Source organism: Paenibacillus sp. 4624, from assembly GCF_050435065.1.
Classification (GTDB): Bacteria; Bacillota; Bacilli; order Paenibacillales; family Paenibacillaceae; genus Paenibacillus; species Paenibacillus amylolyticus_D.
This window is the reverse complement of record NZ_JBNDJR010000001.1, coordinates 290,255-313,628: the sequence shown is the minus strand read 5'-3', so window position 1 is coordinate 313,628 and position 23,374 is coordinate 290,255. Positions and strand designations below refer to the sequence as shown.

The following is a 23,374-nucleotide window of genomic DNA, read 5'->3' as shown; positions in this document are numbered from 1 at the left end:
AACAGTATGTCAGTAGCGCTTTTCATTTTTAAAACCTTTCAAGTGGTTAGGAGGATATATCCATGATCTACGTCGCTTTGTTGCGGGGCATTAATGTGGGTGGCAATAACAAAATCGGCATGAAACGGCTTAAGGAAACCTTTGAGCAAGCAGGGATGCACAAGGTGGTGACGTACATCAATTCTGGCAATATCATCTTTGCCGACGATCAGGCACGAAGCGATGCCCATGCCGAAATATCTGCCATTTTGGAACAGGCCATTGCTGCGGATTTTGGCTTACAGATTAAAGTGCTCGTACGGGACATGGATGAGATAGCAGCTGTCATGCAGGCACTGCCTTCCCATTGGACAAATGATGATCAGGCCAAAAGTGATGTTTTCTTTTTGTGGGAGGAAATTAACGATGTCGATATTCTGGAGAAACTGCCTCTGAAACCAGGTATAGGCGAGCTTATTTATGTACCTGGTGCACTTCTGTATTCGGTTAGTCGAGAGGAAGCAACGAAAAGCGGTATGAATAAACTCGCAAGCTCGAAGGTTTATTCGTACATGACTGTTAGAAACGTCAATACGACACGTAAAATTTATGCACTTATGCAAGCCGCTGCTGAAAAATAAAACCAGTGCTCCTATTCAGGAACAGAGTCCTTTCATGTACAGACTCCCCTTCTCCTCACAGGGAATTCGTTCCTGCCTGTGGAACTTGAAACATGAATTACATAAAATAAGGACTTAACATCAGTGAACGAATGTTAAGTCCTTCCTTTTCATTTCATTTTACGTCTTGAATCCTGTCTTGCAATCCTACGACTCTGATTATGTCTTCATCAGTCAATCTGAATACGTCTGCGTATCTGTTCATCGCCCGGACGTTTCGGAATGTCCAGCTTCAGCACACCATTTTCCAGCCTTGCCTTGATCTGTTCCTCATCAATATGGTCTACATAGAAACGGCGGACAAATTCGCCGGCACGACGTTCTTGACGAATCATTCGATTATCGTCGTCCTTTTGCTCGACCAGTTCGTTACGTTTGGCGCGAATGACGAGTTCATTGCCTTGCACCTGAATATCGATGTCTTCTTTGGCAAAGCCAGGCAACTCGGCTTCGACCAGATATTTGCCATTTTCCTCACGAATGTCGGTACGGAATGGTTGCATACTGCTTCCAAACGAAGAGAGGAATGAAGTGTCAACCATGTCATGGAAGGATTTCAGCATCTGTCCGAACGGGTCATCATTTCTTCTGCGAAATGGAATCAGATCAAACATGAACATCATCTCCTTAAATGTGGTTGGGTTTGTTGTTCCTTACATCTATTATTGTATTCATGTTGCTACGAAGGTTCAAAGCCGATATAAAGCGATATAAGGCAATGATCGGCGATTTTGGCTAAATAAATAAACATAGATCGTTTTACCGTTTATTTTGACTAAATCTGACCTTCTGACTTTGTCTGACCAATTTTCGATACTTCACCGCATCTCACTGCGTATTGATTTCCTGTGCAGAAGCCGCTACTCCTTGTCTTGTACTTGCTCCCCTAAACTGTAGTACTGCTAATAAAACTGCTAAACCTACAGCAACAAAACCGGCCCAATTCAATGCCAGAACCGATGAACGGCTAATCACAAGCCCGCCCAACCCGGAACCCAATGCAAAGCCAAATTGAATAAATGACGTATTCAAACTTAACGCAATGTCCGGACTACGAGGCGCGAGCGTCACCAGATATAATTGCTGGGCAGGAGAGATACTCCATGTGGCCAACATAAATATCATCAGAACCAGGATCAGCAAGATCAGATGTGCACCCGTTACAGCAAATAACAGAAGCGTCAGACCTTGCAACACTAATCCAAGAAAAATAGTGAACTTCGATCCTCTGGCATCCGCCAGTTGTCCGCCCAATTTGGAACCGATAAAACTACAGATCCCTGCCAAAAACAAGATCAGGCTAATTTCTGTCATGGTAAGGGACGAAGTCGTTTGCAAAAACGGCGTAATATACGTGAACAAGGTTGCGTAGCCGCCCACATATAACAGTGACATCATCAATGCGATAAGAATCGATTTATTTTTCAAAATCGAGAGTTGCATGCCCGCTGTAACCTTCTCTTGTTCTCGGATGGAAGGAACCTTTTTATAGATAATCAGAAATGGAGCAACACTGAGCAGACCTATGACAATAAATAATATTCTCCAACCAAACATTTCACTGAAAAATGTACCGATCGGCACACCAAGTACAAGCGAGCTGCTTAGCCCCATCAGAATAATTCCAATCGCGTTACCTCGCTTTTCATTCTCTACAAGCCTTGTCGCTACCGCCATCGCAACAACGGTTGTCATGCCACCGCTTGCTCCCTGAATGATGCGTATCCAGATCATCGCTTCATACGAGAGATCCAACATCATGATGCCATTGCTGGCAATAAATACCCCAAAGGTGAGCAGCAAAAGTTTCCTGCGATCGACATTGATTGTTGCAGCGATCAGAATAGGTGCAACGATAGCTGCTGCAAGGGCAAATACCGTGACAAGCATGCCAGCTTCCGCCGTCGATACGCCAAGATCGGTCGCCATCATCGCAATGATCCCGGTAATAATGTATTCAATGGTGCCGATCAGAAATACAGCCAGTGCCAGAATATAAATCGTGCCTTTATTTTTCAATCGTTCTCACTCCATCTTCTTTATGTTCGTTTTGTATTTAAGCCTTCGATATAAGTTAGTTCAACTTATATCGTTACCTGCATGTGATAGGAATCTGAATCTCGATGTACTGAGCATCCTGTTCAGGAGATAAGGGCAAATAGTATTCTCTGCCCGGCTCGTTCTCTTTGATCTGGTAGTTGTTTTTCTCGATCCACCGTGCTAAATGCACGCAGGCTGCCCCATCAAAGGTTGAATGCGAATGAAACGCCATAGAGGCGACCATCGGTTCCGGCGGCAAATTCCGAAGCTGAAATGGCTCAGCAACTGCAGGAGGCTCACCCGTCAAGAAGTAACCGACTTCGTACTCGAATTCATCCTCTTTTCCATCCACCTCTCGCCACAACACAACCTGTGGGCCCTGAATCCATTGGCGCAGGTCTTTGGTCAGCAGTGAATCCAGATGACGAAGAAGCTCTGGGATACGCTCTTCTCCCCCGTTTGCAGTAAAGAACATAAAGGTCTGAGCAACCTCGGCTTTAATTCGGATCTCCTGCCCTGTCTCCCATTGTCCTTCGCTCTCCATAAGCTGGATACGTTCCTCAATGCGGACAAGCCTGGCTTGTTCCATATCAATCATTTGTTGAATCTCACTTCGCTTCAGTCTCAACATGCCCTGAATCTGCTCATGCGAAATGTCTTCCTTTAGTAGCTGCGTGATCTGCGGCAACGTAAAGCCCAATTCCTTGTAGATCAGAATCCGGTTAAGTTCGAGCAACTGATCTGCGGAATAATATCGGTAGCCCGTGTCCTCGTCTACTTTACGCGGCTTGAGGATACCGATCTGGTCGTAATAGCGCAGCGTTTTTAAAGAAAGCTTGCTGAGTTTGGCAAACGTACTGATTTTGAACAATATATCATCTCCAATCCATTAGCTTAACGTGAGTATATAGTCTCCCGTGCAGGGGAAAGTCAAGGGTAGCATGTGAGATAAGTAGAGTTATGTCATCGATTCTAAAGACAACAGAAAAAGGACAGGAGCAACGTTCCCCTGTCCTTCCTTCTCATTTTAAATTAATTCCTATGATTTTTCTCAACTTAATTCTTGTCATTTTTCATTACTCCCAGAAGAAACGGCCTGCAAGCACTTTTTCGTTCAACAGTTTGTACGTCTCTTCAGGCAATTCTTGCTTCATCTTCGCATTTACAGCTTCTTTGCCCTGATTATATTGGGAGGACATGCCGATCTCAGCAGTTGTGTTATTCGCATCCAGGCGCATGATCGGTGCTTTGGCATTTTTCGTCCATGGCGTCCATGCAGCAAGTGCAGACGTTCCGCCCGTACCTGGCTTGCCCGTATACAGGAACTGCTTCAGGTAAGCTGCCATCGCAGCAGACAGTTGCTCACGTCCCGGCTTGTTGGCATCACTGAAATAACCTTCAGGGAAGTAAGCCGCAATACCTGCTGCTTTTCCTGTATAGAAGTCCATATCGGCACCGTGCGGAGCCCCTAACAGGGTGCGCAAACGTTCAGAGATGACACCAGGTTGGGTACCCCATGCAAAACGATATGCATATACTGGCGGCTGACCTGCCGCACTCGTTAATTTTTCAGCGACTCGCTCCGCATTAAAACCTGCGTACGCCTCGCTACCATATTTGATTGCAGCCGCATATTGAGCTGCTTTCGTCTGATCAGTAAACAATGTACCATCATTGATGGATGGAGCAAAATTAGGATCACCGAAAGCAAAAGCGGAGAATTCCGTTTCCAAGCTGCCGAGCAATACAGGCACTTTCGTATATTTACCACTGTTGATCGCATCAAAACCTTCTTTTGGAATGACTGTACCATCACGGAACAAATGCGGGAATGGCTGCATACGGATGGCCGTTGCACCAAATACAGTCACCAGTTTATCCGCAGGCAATGCACGCAGATACGTTTCCAGTTGTGCAGGTGTTTGTTTGCTGATCCAAGCTTTGGCTTCGTCAGCATTCGTAGCTTTGCCTTCTTGCACAAGCAGCTTCACGATCGCATCCTCGGATTTCTGCTGTCCTTCTTCAGGTGAAGCCGTCGTCAAACCACCGCTGAACGCGATCGCTTTTTGGTACAATCCCTTACTAAGCGGGGAGATAAGCGTTGCGAGAACATCCCGCGCACCAGCAGATTGACCCGCAAGTGTCACGTTTCCTGTATCGCCGCCAAAACCTGCAATGTTATCCTGCACCCACTCTAGTGCACGGAATGCATCCAGCAGGCCGTAGTTGCCGGAATCATCCAGCGGGTTGCCTGTTTTCAGCGCGGCATTCTGGAAGAAACCAAGCGCTCCCAGACGGTAGTTCACCGAGATGATGATGCTATTCGTATTTCGTGCTAGCTGTTCCCCCTGAAAGTCCTTCCCTGATCCGGTCATATTACCGCCGCCGTGCAGGAATACCATGACCGGCAGTTTTGTGCTGGTTGTATTCGGACGCCAGATGTTCAGATATAAGGAATCTTCACTGCCTGCTGTTGTTTTACCGGATATTTGCAGGCTGTTTGCCGCGAACTCTTTAGCTTCTCTTATTCCTGTCCAAGCCTTCGGTTCTTGCGGTGCTTTCCAGCGTAGTTCGCCTACCGGAGGTGCCGCATATGGAACACCAAGCCAGCCAAGCGTGCCATATTCTTCATAGGTTTTGCCATCGATGGCACCGTATTTTGTTTGTTGCAACGTTTGAGGTTTGAATGCTCCCGCATGCTTATGTTTGGACCAGAGTTGTTCCAACGTACCTGTACCATTTTTGAGCTGAGCCTGCAAAGCCTGTGCCGTGGCTTCAGCCATCAGACGGTTGGTCAACTGTGTCGTGCCTTTTCCTTGAAGGGCTTTGATACCGTGGCTTGCCGCAAACGCGGAAGCTTCTCCTGACTTGTAATCCGTGCCTGCTTCATAACCAAGAACTTTGAGCAGCAGCGCCGCATATTCCTCTGCGGTCAGTGAAGCGTTAGGGGTAAAACGTTCCGTTTCCGTAACCACGCCAGCCAAATAAGGATGCTGCTTCAAGTATCCAACGACGGGCTGCAACACCTTGCCTGCCTGCGCGGCATCCGTATACGTTTCGGTTCCTTCATAGGCCAGTGCTTCTTTTTCCAGACCAGATAAACGCAAATATAGCACTGCGGCTTGAATACGTGTGGCATGTTTACTCAGGTAAGCCGCGTTCACGCCTTGCCCATTCCCCCGAATAAGCTCTGCTTTTACCAGTTTGTCCATAGCCGGGGACAAGGATGAAGCTGTATTACCTGCTGCATATGCGGGTAGACCCGATACACACATGCTTAGAATCGCCGCTACTGCAATAGAACGTTTCAATTTTTTCATGGGTTTAATCTCCTCGCTGTCTAGTCGTGTATGATGGCAAAATAGTTTCGAAATATCGCACCGCTCGATACAGTATTCCAAAGTTTGGATCATTCTATTTCTTGATCGTGGGTAAATGGAAGACGGCCCTCCTTTCTGCTGACATGAACTGTTGCAACCCTTCGGTTATGACATTCAGGCGGATTTTTATATAAAAAAACCTGAATCAAAGGCACACAGACGTTGGATCACTTCGTCTGTTGCCCTCAATTCAGGTTTTGCCTGCAATACGTAACAACCCTGAGAAAATGAGGTGTGATATGGAATTATTGTTACTCTATTTAAGTTAAACTAAAGATTTTACACAATCCACTCCGATGACAGAATAACCTTTCAATCGCTGTTATCCCCAGATTTTTTGGATTCCCTTTTCTAAAGGGGAAATCCGGTGATAAAGGCGAACGCTTCGCTTTTCCAGGTTTTTTCTGCCCTCTTCGTTAACGTGTAAAAGAAATAATTCATCTTATATAGTCAAAACGCAATCAATCGCCTGATCTTTCCGAACGAAGCGAATGAACTGGAACAGGTCTTGCCCTGAGATCGGTTACAATCCTGTTATTACCGTGATATTAGCACACAATGAAAGCGCTAGCAATATCTTTTTAGAAAAATACCACATCTTACTTACAGATTCCAGCTCACGCTATGAACAAAACCATGAACGCATCCGGATGGATACATTCATGGTTTTAAGTTCGGGTATTCGTTGAGATCAGGCTGTTATAGCCGACCGCTCAGTTATTGTTTTTACAGCTATTGCAGCTTTTTCACTTGCTCAATCAAACTGTCCAGACCTTTATCCGCCAGATACGGCCCATAGTTCCAGTAGTTCCTGGACACGTTGATAATTCGATTATGTTTGATCGCGGGAATGCTCTGATATACCGGTTCCTCAAACAGTTCCATCATCTGATCCATCTCTTCATCTTCCATCTGAGTGAAAAAGTAGTCGGCAGGCTTGTCCGCCAGTTTTTCCAAAGACAACACTGTGCCGCCATCCGAATAAATTTTATACTGCTCAGGCATGGAGAACCCAAAATCCTCATAGATCAACTTGCCTAAGGTACCGCCCTCACCGCCAAGCAATACCTCTTTATTGTAGATTACAAACGACATGGCTGTTGTGCCCGGTTTAATATTAATGTTCAGTTCACTGCGAATGCTCTTCAGTTTATCTTCAAACTTCGAAATCCATTGCTCAGCTTCATCCTTACGATCCATAATGTCACCCATCGTTCTCAGGGTATTTATGACATCTGGATCACCGCCCCATGCCACTGTAATGGTTGGTGCGATTTTGGCATATGTGTCTACAATTTCCTTGCTTGTATAGTCCGGTACAATGATCACGTCCGGTTCCAGACCTGAGATCATTTCAACGTTGCCATTGCCTGAGCCAATGTCCGGTACACCTGCCAGTTCTTCTGGATATTGTTCCAGCGTTTCGGTGTTTGCTCCGGCCGGTTTCATCCCGAGAGGTAACAGATATCCGCCATAGGTTATGATAACTGGTTTGGAAGGCTGTGCCGGAATCTCAACCTTTCTTCCTGTCGCATCGGTATACGTTCGAGTAGATTCCTGTACCGGTTCTGCACTCGTTGCAGGCTCTGGCTGTTCAGTTCCCGCCCCGCATGCCGCGAGCAGCAGCGATAAACTAAATAATAAACTAACCGCCAATGTAGGCTTAAAACGAAGGTTCAACTCGTCCACACTCCATATGTTGTATTGATAATGATTATCGTTATTACCAATATAACTACGGATGTCCCTGTCAGCAATGAACGATTCAGACCTCTTGTTCGTACGATTTGAACCTTTGATTCGATGACTGTGCATTTTATACTGTGCCGGTGTCTCACCTGTTGTGCGTTTGAAAATACGGCTAAAGTAGTACAAATCCTTGTACCCAACGCTTTCAGCCACCTCCCGGATCTGTGCTTCTGTCTCGGTAAGCAAATGTTTCGCTCGTTTGATTCGAGTCTGAATGACATAATCCATGGGACTGCATCCGTACTTGCGTTTGAATACCCTAGCCAGATAATGCGTGCTGTAATGAAAATGCGTAGCCATATTTTCCATGGAGATAGAATGAGCGTAGTGCTCCTGAATGTAGGCTTCAATCTGCTCCGCCAGCTCTAGCGATTCGACCTGCCGCTGGCGTGCCATGTTCCACTGGCGAAATTGCTCGTACACAAATTGATAGAACAATCCCGTCACCTGCAACCGATCCAGTTCATCACTAGACATCCAGAACTCCGCCATTTTTTCCACGATCGTAAGAAGCGTTAGTGGGTATGATGCTGCAAAATAATAGGGTTCTCCGCCCTGAAACGAATTTACGCCTCGTGTACTATCATCTTTCGATGAGTCGAAACGTAACGCAGCCGATTGCGGTTTATATAGAAGTAAATAATAATCTAGTGGTTGTTGCATACAACGAATCCGCAGTGACGTACCTTTTTCACCATGTAGAATGTGAGTCTGGTCCGATGTGAATCTGTTTATCCCGAATTGAATGTCCGCCTCGCCCTTACTTATGATCAAAAAAGCATGAGCTGGCAAAATGGTTCTCGATAACTCTTGTTCTGAATGCAATACGCTATGGCGGATATCGATAAGTTTTACTTGATTGTTATTCCACCACCGAATGGCTTCTGACCATTCTTTCATGTTGAACCACCTCAAAACCATCATTGGACTTGTTCATTCATGTCCGATTTCATCCTTACCATACAAGAGTGCTCTACGTTTTGTCCAGTTCGTCTATTATGTAACCTTTGACTTATAATCGTAATTTTTACAATTAATTAACCTAAAACTAACGCTCGTTTAGCAATTGCCCTATACACTGGGTTCTGGATAAACTATACATATTTATTAGGAGGATGTTCATGTTAAATCGCTTCAGTACCCGTGCAGCCAAAATGATGCTCGCGGTGACCACCATTGTTACGGCTACGCTGGGAGGCAGTAGTGCAGCTTGGGCTGTGGAAGACGGTACTTCAACAACTTCTGGTTCACCTATCAAAAATGTAATCATTCTCATTCCTGACGGTATGGCTAATGATGCTACCGCTCTGGCTCGTTGGTACAAAGGTTCTTCTCTGACCATTGATTCCATGGCAAGCGGTATGGTGCGTACACACTCTGCGGATGCGCCGATTGCGGACTCGGCTCCTGCAGGAACAGCCTTTGCGACAGGACATAAATCTCATACCGGTTTTGTCGGTGTATTGCCGGACAAAGCCACCATGCCTGGACAAAAACCGATTGCAAAAGGGGATGAAAGAAAACCTGTTGCTTCGGTATTGGAAGCTTCCAAGCTTGCGGGTAAAGCCACGGGTATTGTAGCCACATCCGAAATTATGCATGCAACACCAGCAGACTTCTCGGCGCATTACCCTGATCGTAAAAACTACGACGCACTCAGCAAACAACAAGTCTTCAATGGCATCGATGTTGTACTGGGCGGTGGCAGTAAGTATCTGGAACCTGCCGGGCGCAAAGACGGTAACAATCTCGTTGCCTCCATTAAAGCACTCGGCTACGATTATGTAACTACGCCTGCGGCGATGAAAGCATCTACTTCGGGCAAGCTGTGGGGCATGTTCTCTCCAGCCGGCATGTCATACAATATGGATCGTGATCCGGCCAAGCAGCCAAGTCTGGCGCAGATGACATCCAAAGCGATTGAAGTTCTCTCCAAAAATGAGAATGGCTTCTTCCTGATGGTCGAAGGCAGCAAGGTAGACTGGGCTGCTCATGCCAATGATCCGATTGGGATTATCAGTGACGTACTTGCTTTTGATGATGCGGTAAAAGCAGCGATGGATTTTGCCAAAGCAGATGGACAAACCGCGGTTATTGCCGTATCTGACCATCAGAATGGCGGACTTACGATTGGTAATGCAGCTACAACAGGTACGTATGACAAAGAGCCGTTGTCCACTTTTATCGGACCTTTGAAAAAGGCCAAGCTTACAGGTGAGGGTGTAGAATCGAAGCTGGATGCGAAACGCACCAACATCAAGGCTGTCATGAAACAATACTACGGTATTTCCGATCTGACTTCCGAAGAGGTTGCTGCGATTAAAGCCGCTGAGCAGGGCAGCCTGAACTATGTGGTAGGCCCAATGATCAGCAAACGTGCGGGTATCGGCTGGACAACAGGCGGACACACCGGTGGAGACGTAGTACTTTACACGTATGCCCCTAACAATGATCGTCCATTTGGTGTCATTGATAACACGGACGTAGCCAAATACATGGCTCGTGTGCTCAATCTGGATCTGGACAGTGTAAGCAAGCAACTGTTCGTACCTGCCAAACAGGCGTTTACTGCCAAAGGTGCCACATACAAACTGGATTTAACCGATGTTAAAAATCCGAAGATTCTCGTAACAAAAAACAACACCAAGCTTGAATTGCAAATCTACAAAAATGTTGCACTTGTAAATGGCAAAAAGACAGCACTTGAGGGTGTAATCGTGTATAACGGCGTAGATGCTTTTGTACCGCAAGGTGCTGTGGATCTGATTCAATAAAATCGACATACCGCATAAACAGAACACCCAAACCTAGCGAGACGACCTCGCCGTGTTTGGGTGTTTTTCTGATAATTAGATGATTGATTTAATGGATCATTGATGAACAAGCCCATCATCTTGCCTACTTATTCTTTCACAGTCACTCTATCGGTTTATTTTGAAAACGTCAGAATGCCATATTGGGAAGTGTTCTTCCAGCTATCATTGGTGAGATCATTCCATTTTGCCGTACTCTTGTTGTTGTTTCCTTGATTATCATTAATTTGAAGTTCAAATCCCATAACTTGACCTTCCTTCGGAACGAGGGATTGAAATCTGATTTTGGCTTCCACTTGATATCCCTTGGAGGTTTTCTTCACAGCACTTTGGAGCCGTCCTGGCGAGGCACTGCCCGCAAACGTAGCCACGTTATCTGCGCTGATCCGGAACTGGGCATCATCATATTGATAGAACGGCGTGCGCTGATGATTTTCATCCAGGAAAATCTCAACCGAATCCTGATCCCATGGATCGGTGGCGTTGGTTATAATTTGCGGATCAGTGACATCAATGAAAAGATATAAGTCCTGACCAGACCACATTGCACAGGCCTCAGCCGATGCTCCTCCGCTCTGATTCAGTGGTGTAACATGGAATGGAGTAATCTTATTCCATTTCGTATCCTTCTCACCATCAATCGTTACTGTTCCTTTCAAGGCTTTCGCAGACTTCGGCATACTTGCAAACTGAATAACGCCATATTTGCTGGTATCTTGATCCTGGGATAATGTGCGGTCATTCCAATACAGAACGCGCTGCTCTTCTGAACTGTTATTTACACTATCCTTCACCCTTACATCCAGGCCAACTTCACGTGAAACTGCTCCTTGTGCATTAGTTAATGGTATAGATACTTCAACCTGATAACCGCCCGCCGTTTCACGAACACGATACGTATTCGGCTTAGCTCCTGTCACTTTGCCTTCACGGCTTATGGTGATATGTCGATCATCTGCCTCATACACAGGGGTTTTGCCATTGTTCAGATCAACGAACAACTCCACTTTGTCTTTGGCATGTTTGGTCGTATCCTTTACATCAACCAGAACATACAAATTATTTTTGTCCCACAATGTACGGAACGCCGCTGAACCTGAATTGCCTTTCAAAGATGTTGAAACAGACTTGTTCCATAGAGGGTCTTGTTTCGCTGCCTTCGTATTCGGCGTACCGGACAATGTAACCGCACGCTGCGTCAGAACAGGCAGGCTTGTTTCATCTGCCAATCCCCAGTAGGCTGGTTTGGATTGCAGAGCACTATCGAACAAAAAGGCTTGATTGTTATACGATTTCTCATCCTGTAATCCCCATAAAGTCACCGATGAGATGACATCGCTATGTTTTTGATACAGGTCAAACAGCTCTTTGTATCGATAAGCCTGCTTCACCGCAACATCCTGAGGTAATGTCTCACCATAAGGAATACCGCTATCGACATCCAGCTCGGTAATCTGGATATCCAGACCTAGACCAGCAAACAGATTGATTGTTTTCTCTATCTCATCAATCGGCGGAGATTCAAGGTTATAGTGAGATTGCAGACCCACACCATCAATCAGCCCTTTTTCCTTCAACCTTTTGACCAGTTGGTACATATGCTCTCTTTTTTCAGGAACTTCGGTAAAATACTCGTTGTAATATAATTTCGCATCCGGGTCAGCAGCGCGTGCAAACTCAAACGTTTTCTCAACATAATCCGGGCCGATTAGCTCGTAGAACGGGCTTTTGCGCAAACCATTGGCATCCCCGTTGCTATCCGCAATAGCTTCGTTCACGACATCCCAAGCATAGATTTTACCTTTATATCGTTTCATGACTGTGTCCACGTAGTTCTGGACCCGACTGAGTAGCAGATCCCTGCTCGCAGGATTGCCCTGGTCATCCTTGAACATCCACTCAGCTGCATCAATATGCCAGAGCAAGGCATGTCCACGTAAACCCATTTGATTTTTCTGTGCAAAGTCCACATATTCATCCGAGGCTTGGAAGTCATACACCCCTTTGGAAGGGGACACAAACTTCGGTTTCATCTCGTACGTTGCGGTCAAACTGTTAAAGTGTTTGGTTAACAATTGACCATAAGCTCCTTCAAGCTGCCAGCGATACACCGCGGCCCCAATCGGAAATTCGGTCTGGTACAGATCTTGCAAGGAAGGAATATCGGTCTCAATAGCGAGTGGTGCAGCTTCCTCAATCGTCACATCATCCACATAAAAGGATAAGGTATCTACCGTATCATCGGAGATATAAGGTGTTTCAATAAAAAAATTCAACTCCTCAGGGTTGTCGCTGTATTGGTACGTGGCCGAAACCTTATGCCATTGTTGCCAGTCGTCTTTGGGAATCGTGACCTTGTCCAGCATGTTCCAACTCTCTGCCCCATTCTTCTTGTAGGCTGTTAGCTGAATCGTCTGATCTGAAGCAGGTTTCTCCGTAAGCCTGACATAGAATGAAATGTTATACGTAGAGTTAGGCTTTAACAGACTTTTCATTTTCAGCATCGGCCCATGAAAGGAGCGCTGACGGTTCGAGACAAGCATGCTCCGAGTACCTTGATGCGCTGCCTGCTGCGAAACCGTCAAACTTTCGCTACCAACACGCGGAAGCCAGCCTTGTAACGTCCCATCCTCAAAATCGGTATGAAGCACCTTGAGGTTCTGCTCAGAAACCGCCGCAGCCCCAGAACTTGCTCCCTGTTCAATCTGTTGTTCTTGTGCAAAAGCAACCTGCTGAAAAGGAACCGTCGTCATCACCAGCATCGTTGCCAGCAGGGTTGAACTCATTTTTTCAAACGCCTTCGTCTTCATTTCATTCCTCCTCTCAATTTAACTTGTATTATACACTTTGAAATAACGCTTACATATATATTTTTGTAAAATTTTTCAATAAAATCAGAAGAATCAGCTTTCTTCTTGTATAATAAACAAGAACTGACACTACGCAACTCCGAAGGAGAGAACCAACATGTTAATCAAACTCAACTGGATTACACTACGTGTGCGTAATCTGGAAGCATCCATTCACTTCTATCACAATTTACTAGGACTTACCGTTCAGCGCAGATTTGAAAGCCGCGGGCGGCAGATTGCCATGCTTGGTCTGGGTGAGACGAGTGAGACCTCACTAGAGTTAATTGAAGGTAGTGAGCAGGTACTGAAGCCCGAGGCTGGCATCTCCATTGGTTACGAAGTCTCATCACTGGAAGCAGCTATGGAGCGTCTAACGGAAATGCAAATCCCCATCCTGCGTGAACCTGTGCAGCCGAACCCACGTCTGCGTTTTATGTACATTGCTGACCCGGATGGGTTCGAGGTACAGCTCGCCGAACATCTGGAATAAGACTACATATCAAGAGGTCAGCTGAAAGCACCCGGTGCTAGTCACTCAAGTAGTAAAAGACAGTAAAGCGTACCAAGGAGTAGAGCACTTTGCTTCCTTGTTTGGCTTGTTGGTTTCTTGGATTTACAGCTTCATACGGCGCATCAAAGGCACGCCTATGCTGTTCAACAATCGGTCTAGTAATGCCCAGCACCACCGTCTGCGGAATGAGAGATGCCGGTCGTATACAGCGGAATATTCAAAATCCGCTATCGCGCCGCGATTACGTTTAAACTGCGCTGCACCAGCGCTCTCATGCAGCAACTTCCCGTTCGCCCTGGCTTGTCCAATGAGACATGCCGACAGCATGCGGTACAGACCGACAGACTGGGGAATATCTGTGTCATAACCGAACAGCGGTGTGGTCATCACCCCATTACGGCAGAAGTAACCCATTACCGCATCCAAGCGCCCTTCCTTGCGCAATCCGTGTAAGCTTAACGTGCCGTTCACTATAGCACCAGCAATAAAACGCTCGCTGAACTGTGGGTTGTCATAGGAGTACTTTTCCAAATAAAGCATCCGGTACAGCTCCACAATTCGCGGGATATCCGCTTCTCTAAGGTCTGCACCAGAAACCAGCTCATAGCCATGCTTGTCCATCATTGCCTGATCCCGTTTCAGCAACCAACGAGACTTGGCATTGCCGAAATTCGGATCATGCGCCTGATACAAATAAATCTGCCTGCTCGGTATAGAGCGGCATCCCGCTTCCTGAAGCCCTGTTATCAGGTTCGAGTGCAGTTCGGAACTCAAAGAACGAAAGATAACCGTATGCCCCGGATAGTTCTCCCTTACTGTTTCAAGCAAATGCGTGGCTTGCTCGGCACTCATAGCAGGATACAGGTTAGTTGATAACAGCCAGTTGTTCACATGTACAACCTTGTTGATCTGAGACTTTTTCATGCCCCAGCCAATGAAACTAAGCAGCACGGAGAGTCCTTTTTCCAGCATCGGCTTCTGTAACATGGTTAGTTCCTGCTTGGCGTACCGCACATAGTGAGTATACGGGGAACAGACATAAGCATTATCGTATTCCTCAGCATTCACGGTCACCGGCAGCACAAGATTGTCTATCCGAGCAAGGAGCAACGTGGTGTTTACGTTAGCCATGTATTCATTAGTCCCATGCATCATCATCGGTTCCAAATACGCCCGTGCGTACCTCGCATCCTCCGTATCGGGCCAATCCATGGTATGAAGCGAATGTCGATCGTATAATCGAACGCGAGTCTCCTGATTAGCTTTACTCATGAACGTTCTCCGATTTGGTTACAAACTCAGCAATTCGCTCTCCCGGCTGCAGATTCGGCCGATCATAGTAATAAACCATGCCAAACTGATAGGTCATCTGCTTCGCCACGATATAAAATCGTTGCTCTTCAAATTCATTTTCCAGGCAAAAGACTGTACCATTCCTTTCAAAACCATACATCATGGAATTTAACTGAACGATCTCTTCTTCCGTGGCCAGCCGAAACCTTTCCACGATAAATATCGTCGCCGGACACAGAATGAACTCTACCTCACTAAAGGTAATCTCCACATTGTGATAATACGAAAAGTCAAAACTGCCTGCCAGCACCAACTGCTGGCTCTGATGCTGTATAGGCTCCGTAATGTAAAAATGCTCGATGTTGCCTTCCTTCAGTTCCTGCTGCAACTGCTCTAGCTTTTGGTTCTGCTCATGGAAAGAGTCATGCACCATTTTTGAATCAACCCTTTCTAGTCAAAAATACTGCGAGATGCCGATATGTAGGCCCATCTACTCTTCTGTTCACTTCTTCCAGATCCATCTCCAGCCAGTAATCCGCCTCCATCAATTCAGCCATATCAAGCTTTGTAATCTCGGCACATTTTGAATGCTCAGCTGCTACAACCATCGGTCCGGGACTATCATCCCAATTAAAGCCATTCACCACTGCATGTATCAGCACTTCTGAATCCAGCATCCGAATTTTCTCACAGGCTGCATCGGAAGACTCCTCGTAAATGATGTCATCCACAATCTGCTGCTCTTCAGCCGTCAATTTCAAACGTATGGCTCCAGGTGTATCTAACAGCATCTCTGCCAGGTTTGGATTACGATCTCTTGCCAAGTTCCAAGCTGTAGCCAGAATGCCGTTAGGCGAATCCAGTCTAGCCCCATGTTCCAGCAATAGACTGATTGCTTCAGGCTGGTTGAACCTTACGGCTTTTTTCAAAGCAGTATCCCCGAGTTTGTCCTCCACTTCCAGTTCGGGATTGGCTTGCAGCAGATAGCGAATACCCTCGAGAGGCGCACGCTGAGTCAAAAAGAGCATAAGAGGTGTTCGTCCGCGTTCATCCCGTTCATTGACATCCAATGAGGATGAAGCTATAACTTCACAAAGGTGCTCCATATCTTTGATTTTACTAATATCTGTCCAATTCAAAATGATCTCTCCTTTACTATTTTCTATTCCGTCCCCCATATCCCTCATACGCTCCCGACATCTTCTACACCTACTCTATCTAAAAATATAGGTCGCTACAAGAGACCTTTGAACGCCAAAAAAGCCCGCAAAGCGAGTAATTACGCACCGGACAGGCCTAGTTGGATAAATTTAATATGAACGGTTAGTGATCTCTTGCAAGACGGAATTCCGACTTAAGCTGGGATCGCTTCAGTTGGAACAGCTTTTGACACAGGGACAGAGGCTGCCTGAGATGTCTTATCGGCTTGACGAACATGCTGATCCGATACGAGATCACCGAGATTGACAATAAGTTTCTCCAGTTCGGTAAAACTTGCCACCATATTTTGTGTCAGATTACGTTGCTCTTCCATACTCGCCAGAATCTCTTCCGTTGCAGCACTGGATTGTTGCGTTACACTGGAAATTTCGGACACCTCATTAACCACCCGAGTCGAGGATTCCTTCATCGTTGCTGAACTTGTCTCAATTTCTGTAGCCTGAGTCAACACATTCTGTGAATTGTTATTAATGGACTGGAATACCCGCTCTGTTGTAAGAACACTTTCTGCTCCAACTTGCAACAACTGACGAACCCCTTCAAATCGGCTTGTCAATGCTTGCGTATGTGTTCTCAGACCGGTGAGGATCGAGGTAATCTCACTCGCCGATTGCCCTGAGCTTTCAGCCAGCTTGCGAACTTCCTCCGAAACGACAGCAAACCCGCGTCCATGCTCACCTGCACGAGCAGCTTCAATGGCTGCATTCAGCGCAAGCAGATTGGTTTGAGTGGCGATATCCGAGATACTATTCAGCATCAACGTCATCGATTCACTCTGATCATTAAATTTCTTCATATCATCAGCTGTCGTGCTAATGGTCTGGTACAATTCATGCATCTGCTCGTTCAGATGACCCATCTGTGCACTACCGGTCTGTGTACTTGAAGCCATACTTACGGACAGCTCTTTCATCTGTTGGGAATAGGACGCTACGTCCTTAATGTGGCGGTCAGACTGGGATAACGATTCGGAGATTTCAGCAATACTGGTCGCCTGAAACTCGACACCTCTCGCAACTTCGCTGAATCCGACCGTCACTTCGTTGGTGATGGCACCGGTCTCATCTACTTTTTGTTTCAATTGTTCTGTATAGCGGGACAGCCCTACAACAGCTTCTTTGACCCGCTCCAACATGATTTCCACACGGTTGCGTGACTCTTCCACTTGCGCTCCTCGTGCTTCACTATCCATGAACAATCGTTTGTTCACCCTAGACACGGTGATCATTATAATTCCAGTTACGATATACATACTGAAATTAATCAAGTCAGCAAAGAGTAACTCTATACTTGCCGATGATACAAGAACAAGTTGAACGGTGAAAAAAGCAAGCATCACCGAAAAAGCAATGTTATAGTGCTTACTATTCGGATACAACAGCAGCGGTGAAACAATAAGTATGCCTTGCACAACATTCATCGCGTCACGACTTACGTAAATTCCACTGGCGATCACCGCTACGGTCACAAACCATGGAATGATATGTATACCTTTTTTCATGAAATTGCATACGGTAACTGCTAAAGTAACTACAACGGAGAGTAGCGTGGATAGCCATAGATCGGGAACAATAATCGTGATCCCCGCACTGATAGCCGTTATGGCCCACATCATGTAACTTACTAGTTTGTTTCTCTGCCAAGTGATCTCATCGATACGATTCATGCTTACCCCGTCCTTTATGTAAGTTAAAAAATTCAACACATGTAGGCCACTGTAAGTTTAATCTCAGTCCATAGTCCTGCTTATACGTAGTTCCGTAACTCCTGCGCCTTTAGCATAGTACATATTAACTTCATAAACGTGCAGTCAGCGCCACTTTATGTATATCGGTAATTTATGTCTAAAATTAATATATGTTAAGAAAATATATATTTTCACGACATGCCCACCTTAATGAAGCGGTTCAATGCGTTCTTTAGACGTAAAAAAGTCCGGAAACACGTCTATTTACGCGTTTCCGGACTCCTAAGTAAACTTATTTAGTTGATCTGAATTTCCCGCACATCTTCAATCCCTGCGATTGATCCACATTTAAGGAGCTTCCGATTTTATAACTTTAAGCTACTGCCGTAACTGCTTTCCTTTGCGCATTCGCTTCCTGACCTGTCCCCATACTAGCTACTTGATGATCGGACACCAATAAGCTCAAATCCACGATTAGCATCTCCAACTCCCCAAAGCTTTCCACCATATTCTGTGTCAGGCTGCGCTGTTCTTCCATGCTCGCTAGGATTTCTTCTGTTGCTGCACTGGACTGCTGTGTTACACTGGAAATTTCCGAAACCTCATTCACTACCCGTGTTGAGGAAGTCTTCATTGTGGTCGAGCTTGTCTCCATATCGGTTGCATGAGTAAGGACGTCCTGTGAGCTATGATGAATGGACTGAAACACTTCCCCTGCTGTCTGCACACTGTTCCTTCCACGCTGTAGAGATTGGCGAATCCCTTCAAATCTCATGGTTAATGCTTGGGTCTGCGTTCTCAGCCCCGTGAGGATTGTTGTAATTTCATTAGCGGATTGGCCAGAACTTTCAGCAAGTTTGCGGACCTCTTCCGATACTACAGCGAATCCACGTCCATGCTCGCCTGCACGAGCAGCTTCAATGGCCGCATTTAATGCCAGCAGATTGGTTTGTGTGGCAATATCGGAGATGCTGTTCAGCATCAACGTCATCGCTTCACTTTGTTCATTAAACTTCTGCATATCATCGGCGGTTGTATGAATGGCTGTATCCAATTCGCTCATCTGCATATTCAATTGATCCATCTGAGCACTGCCCGACTGGGTGCTTGAAGCCATGTCTGCAGATAGCTCTTTCATCTGCTGGGAATAGGACGCTACATCTTGAATCTGGCGGTCAGACAGAGCAAGAGACTCTGAAATTTCGGCAATACTTGTTGCCTGGAACTCAACTCCTTTGGCAACTTCTCCAAAACCAAGTGTTACTTCATTTGTTATGGACCCTGTAGCATCCACCTTTTGTTTGAGTTGTTCAGTATAGTGGGAAAGTCCAACAACGGACTTTTTCACTCGTTCCAGCATTTCTTCTACACGCTTCCGTGAATGTTCTACTTCATTCCATCTATGCTCACTCTCTTGAAATAACTTTTGATTCAATGTAGATACAAGGACTAAAATCACACCTGCTACTGCAAAAAGTACCACATTCGTAATATTTTCTATAAACTGCTCCTGGGTAGAAACCGGAACGATTACAAGCTGTAAAATGTTGTTTGCAAGTAAAACCGAGAAACCGGTAAGGAACACTCGCTTATCAGGATACATTAATAATAGACTCGTTATAACAATTGCTATAAACGGATCCACAGTCCCCCAACCGGCAAAAATGCCACAAGCACTAATCAGTGTAACATTGATCCATGGAATAAGATGAATATGCTTCTTTTTGGCATTGGCATACATAAGCCAAATACCATACACAATGACTAGAGCGTTAGAAACGAATAACTTGGGATCTGTAAAAGCGATAATCATTCCAAAAGTCACGACAATCCACAACATCACTGTAATCATTTTATTTCTTTTCCAAATAATTTCGTCCAACCGATTCATGAGTACCCCGCCTTTGATGTAGGTTTAACCAGATGTAAGCTGCGATGAATGGATATGAAGTGACTGGTAATGATCCCTGCTTCGAAAAATCACCCTGTCATACTATAGTGCATATAGGCTTCATAAACATACACACAGCGCTACTTAACAATATATCGGCTGTACATCATGTAAATGAAATATCATCTAAAAAATAATATCATTGCATATTATCATAAACAAAATATAAAGAGCCTGCCCATGCGTAGATACGCATAAAGCAGACTCTGTCATACCTTTTATTAGGAACCTTTAACATGCTGTCCGGCTGTTACTTGCCAAATACCAGTGTTGTATTCGATGATCCGGCATATTTCGTAACGAACTCACGTGCATAGGCTGCGCTTTCAACCTGATAGCTGTAATTATTGCTTGGTCTCCAATTGGTTTTTGGAGAAACCGGGCTGTTCAGAGCAGGTGTGCTACCTGTATCCGTAAATTCTCCTTTTCCTTTGTCGTCCAGAATGCCGCCTTTTTCAGCTCCGGCGCCAAAGTAATTGTTTTCCGAATAAATACGCGCTTTTTCTCCGATGGTAATTGCTTGGTTAAAGTTATTGGCATAATTGTTTTTGATATGGAAAAAACCATAACGCATAAGTCCAGGACCACGTACATACAAGTTTTCGAAATAGTTATTGGACATGGTCACATGAGGCACACCGTTATAGCTGCTGTTACCGTCATTCGGGTGTCCTAGAATAATGCCGTATTTGTGATTCGCAAATTTGGAGTTACTGATCGTGATATAGTCTGCGCGGTCACCGATATACAGAAGCTTATCCAGGTCACTGCCGCCAGAACTATAGCTATGACCCGAGAATGTAACATGATCGATCCAATAGTTGGAGCCGGAAGTAATATACATCTGGATATCATCGTTGGCGTTGATGTTCGCGGAGTGATTAAACGTCAGATTTTGAAAAATCACATTGCTTGATCCCGAAGTGGATCTGAAGTGAATGTTCGTTAACGTATGTCTGTCAAAAGAACCTACCAGTGTTTTGTTGGAACCAAATTCAACTTTTTGCAAGCTGGATGAAGAAATATTCTGTTCCACAACGACAATCTTGGCTGTAGAGCCTGCCATGTGTGTTCTCAGATCATTCAGATTACTGACATACACAACCTGACCGTTCCGCCCCCCTGTCGTGGCCGCCTTGGATACACCGTTCTCATTCTTCGCATTACCTGCAAAACCAGTCAAACCATTTGTGCCCGTGTTAGGAAAGCTAGCTGCACCATATGTAGCGGGGGCTGTTGAAACCGTTAACAACAATAAAGTGACTGCGAGTAAAAGCAATGAAAACTTCTTCAAAATATCACCATCCTTTGTAATTTGTCCCTTCAAACAACTCGATTATAGCTTGTAACCTGCATTGTGACAATACAATTATTGCAAAAAGACAATTATCTTATCTTTTTTGCAACAGGAGGTCAGATATCGTGAAAAAACAGAAAGATGAGACCATGTCACACGTAACCCATGAACTCATCCTATCTATTCTTAAGCATCTATTTAATTTTAATTTCGAATTGATCTTTTGCAGCATCTTCTATATTTCCGTAAACCTTACCGGGTTTTCCTTGCATCTTCAATATGATCGATTTGGGTTCATCAAGAAAATTGCTGCTGAACGAATACATCATGCCATTCCCTGTGCCTCTGCCTCCATTCCTAGATAAGGTTGTCTGCTTCCCTTTTTGGGAGATCGTTACGATCTCCAACGGCTGAATGATATCGCTAATGAACGACTCCTTCTCATAGTCAAGCTTTTGTTTGGGATCATAATCAACCCTTACCTGTGTAACCAGCGGCGAAATTTCCACGTCCGAGATCAACACTTCGTACTCCCCAAACTTGTACGTTTGATTCACAGGAATAATCTCCGTTTTAGGAATTGAAAATTTCGGGTCTAATGCAACGACAACATTCATTTTTTTAGAAAATTCGTACTTTCGTTCCTGCGAATTCTCCCCCTGCTGCTCCTGCTCTTTTTCTTTTCCCTTCCCTTTTCCATCATCGAGGCGATCAGGAACGACAGAGGAAAGCTGAAATTCAAAATTTAATTTTTCCGGAAGCGGTTTGCTGCGACTTCGGTCAAATGTGGTTCGGCCTCGAAGAATATGATTCTCATCTGAGAAACGGATACCGTTAATGCTGCCATTATCAATCACGTATCCTGTGGATGCATCCATTAATTTCGTGTTCTCTATGGAATATACACCACTCGGTGTATCCGTCTTAGCAGAGTATAAGAGAATCACTCGATTCTCATCTGCCATCAATGCATCCAGCGTAAACGTGTATTTCCCCATCGTCACCGTCTGATCTAAACGCTGAACATAATTGTGGTTGAGGGCTGAGGTAAGGGTAGCACTCTCCTGATCTCTGCGCAGCAATTCACGAAAAGGCTCCAATTCTCCCCAATGAACTTCAGACTCGGAAGAGGTCAACCGTTGCTGCCCGAAGTCTCCAAGTGATGCGAACAGAATACTCGCCACGGCAAGTGATACAGCGCATAGCACCGTGATCCATTTTCCTCGTCTTCTTTTACTTGATCTACTCGTTCTGGCTTCCGCCAAGCCTCGTTGTATGGCAGCAGTCATATTCGCCGGATCTAATTCTCTACGCTCCTTGTTAACCTCGTATGCATCTGCCAGCAATGCTTTTTCCTCCGGGCTAGTTGTCATGCCAATCCCTCCTATTCTTCATCAGCTTCCGTAATTGTTCAAGACCCTTATGCTGCCATGTCTTAATCGTACCTTCCGGTTTGCCAAGGATTGAAGCAATACCCGTAAGTGTCATATCGTTGTAGTACTTAAGCAATAATACATGCCTATACTTCGGTTTTATTTTCAGCAAAAGGGACTGCATGGCTATACGATTATCTTGGGCACTAATCATCCATGAAGCTGGGATATTTTTCTCCAACCTCTCATCCGGCTGAGGTATAGTACGCTTGCGGCGACGCTGTTCATCAATACAGACATAAATCAAAATTCGAATGATCCATGATTTAAATGCCTTCTCATTATTTAGCGAACGACGTTTAATCCAGGCCCGGCAGGTCATCTCTTGTATTGCTTCCAGCGCATCCTGCCGATTCCGCAAATAGCTATAAGCTATAGATAACAACGTATCCTGATGCTCCATAACGGAATGAATAAACGCTGATTCATCGTGCACATGTATCCAGTTCATCTGCTCCATCCCTGTTTCGCTATCCACAATGTTCCCC

At 45.3% G+C, this 23,374-nt stretch carries 17 protein-coding genes; 3 read left to right on the top strand and 14 right to left on the bottom strand.

The features are described 5' to 3' along the window. The first annotated feature begins 62 nt into the window (after positions 1-62). Positions 63-620, top strand: a complete 558-nt coding sequence (locus tag ABIE27_RS01375; protein ID WP_429349739.1) for a DUF1697 domain-containing protein — start codon at positions 63-65, stop codon at positions 618-620. A 209-nt stretch (positions 621-829) separates the two neighbouring features. On the opposite strand, the gene ABIE27_RS01370 is transcribed toward ABIE27_RS01375, so the two are convergent. The 5 genes from ABIE27_RS01370 to ABIE27_RS01350 form a co-directional block, all read right to left on the bottom strand. Continuing rightward, a complete protein-coding gene (locus tag ABIE27_RS01370; protein ID WP_429349738.1) occupies positions 830-1,273 on the bottom strand; it encodes an Hsp20/alpha crystallin family protein in 444 nt (147 codons plus the stop codon). A gap of 214 nt (positions 1,274-1,487) precedes the next feature. Next, complete coding sequence (locus ABIE27_RS01365; RefSeq protein WP_123062704.1) at positions 1,488-2,678, bottom strand: MFS transporter; 1,191 nt, start codon at positions 2,676-2,678, stop codon at positions 1,488-1,490. 73 nt (positions 2,679-2,751) lie between these two features. Further along, positions 2,752-3,570, bottom strand: a complete 819-nt coding sequence (locus tag ABIE27_RS01360) for a MerR family transcriptional regulator (RefSeq protein ID WP_123062705.1) — start codon at positions 3,568-3,570, stop codon at positions 2,752-2,754. A gap of 205 nt (positions 3,571-3,775) precedes the next feature. After that, entirely contained in the window at positions 3,776-6,019 is a 2,244-nt protein-coding gene (locus ABIE27_RS01355) for a carboxylesterase/lipase family protein (RefSeq protein WP_123062706.1), read from the bottom strand. 792 nt (positions 6,020-6,811) lie between these two features. Next, positions 6,812-8,728, bottom strand: coding sequence for an AraC family transcriptional regulator (locus ABIE27_RS01350; protein ID WP_123062707.1), 1,917 nt, complete (start codon positions 8,726-8,728; stop codon positions 6,812-6,814). Positions 8,729-8,982: 254 nt separating this feature from the next. Here ABIE27_RS01350 and ABIE27_RS01345 point away from each other — a divergent pair, with 254 nt between their 5' ends. Beyond that, positions 8,983-10,602, top strand: a complete 1,620-nt coding sequence (locus tag ABIE27_RS01345; RefSeq protein ID WP_192895053.1) for an alkaline phosphatase — start codon at positions 8,983-8,985, stop codon at positions 10,600-10,602. A gap of 155 nt (positions 10,603-10,757) precedes the next feature. Here the strand turns inward: ABIE27_RS01345 and ABIE27_RS01340 are convergent, their stop codons facing one another. After that, positions 10,758-13,451 carry an endo-1,4-beta-xylanase gene (locus tag ABIE27_RS01340; protein WP_429349737.1) on the bottom strand — a complete coding sequence of 898 codons (2,694 nt, stop codon included), beginning with the start codon at positions 13,449-13,451 and terminating at the stop codon, positions 10,758-10,760. Positions 13,452-13,608: 157 nt separating this feature from the next. Between ABIE27_RS01340 and ABIE27_RS01335 the strand changes: the two genes are divergently transcribed. Continuing rightward, positions 13,609-13,983: a VOC family protein gene (locus ABIE27_RS01335; protein WP_123062710.1), complete on the top strand. Its 375-nt coding sequence runs from the start codon at positions 13,609-13,611 to the stop codon at positions 13,981-13,983. A gap of 123 nt (positions 13,984-14,106) precedes the next feature. Here ABIE27_RS01335 and ABIE27_RS01330 read toward each other — a convergent pair whose 3' ends face one another. The 8 genes from ABIE27_RS01330 to ABIE27_RS01295 form a co-directional block, all read right to left on the bottom strand. Next, the gene (locus ABIE27_RS01330; protein ID WP_123062711.1) at positions 14,107-15,276 is read right to left on the bottom strand and encodes a GNAT family N-acetyltransferase; all 1,170 of its coding nucleotides are present in this window, start codon (positions 15,274-15,276) and stop codon (positions 14,107-14,109) included. Further along, complete coding sequence (locus ABIE27_RS01325; protein WP_123062712.1) at positions 15,269-15,730, bottom strand: hypothetical protein; 462 nt, start codon at positions 15,728-15,730, stop codon at positions 15,269-15,271. Before ABIE27_RS01325 ends, ABIE27_RS01330 begins: the two co-directional genes overlap by 8 nt. 7 nt (positions 15,731-15,737) lie before the next feature. Continuing rightward, the gene (locus ABIE27_RS01320) at positions 15,738-16,436 is read right to left on the bottom strand and encodes a DUF4274 domain-containing protein (RefSeq protein ID WP_240036624.1); all 699 of its coding nucleotides are present in this window, start codon (positions 16,434-16,436) and stop codon (positions 15,738-15,740) included. A 215-nt stretch (positions 16,437-16,651) separates the two neighbouring features. Then, a complete protein-coding gene (locus ABIE27_RS01315) occupies positions 16,652-18,184 on the bottom strand; it encodes a methyl-accepting chemotaxis protein (RefSeq protein ID WP_429349736.1) in 1,533 nt (510 codons plus the stop codon). A 394-nt stretch (positions 18,185-18,578) separates the two neighbouring features. Then, positions 18,579-20,096 (bottom strand): methyl-accepting chemotaxis protein, encoded by a 1,518-nt coding sequence (locus ABIE27_RS01310; RefSeq protein ID WP_123062715.1) that lies wholly within the window; start codon positions 20,094-20,096, stop codon positions 18,579-18,581. A 310-nt stretch (positions 20,097-20,406) separates the two neighbouring features. After that, on the bottom strand, positions 20,407-21,450 hold the full coding sequence (locus ABIE27_RS01305; protein ID WP_123062716.1) for a pectate lyase: 1,044 nt from the start codon (positions 21,448-21,450) through the stop codon (positions 20,407-20,409). 197 nt (positions 21,451-21,647) lie between these two features. Next, positions 21,648-22,826 carry a DUF4179 domain-containing protein gene (locus ABIE27_RS01300; RefSeq protein ID WP_123062717.1) on the bottom strand — a complete coding sequence of 393 codons (1,179 nt, stop codon included), beginning with the start codon at positions 22,824-22,826 and terminating at the stop codon, positions 21,648-21,650. After that, positions 22,816-23,364, bottom strand: a complete 549-nt coding sequence (locus ABIE27_RS01295) for a sigma-70 family RNA polymerase sigma factor (RefSeq protein ID WP_240036625.1) — start codon at positions 23,362-23,364, stop codon at positions 22,816-22,818. The genes ABIE27_RS01300 and ABIE27_RS01295 overlap by 11 nt, the downstream gene beginning before the upstream one ends. Positions 23,365-23,374: the final 10 nt, after the last annotated feature.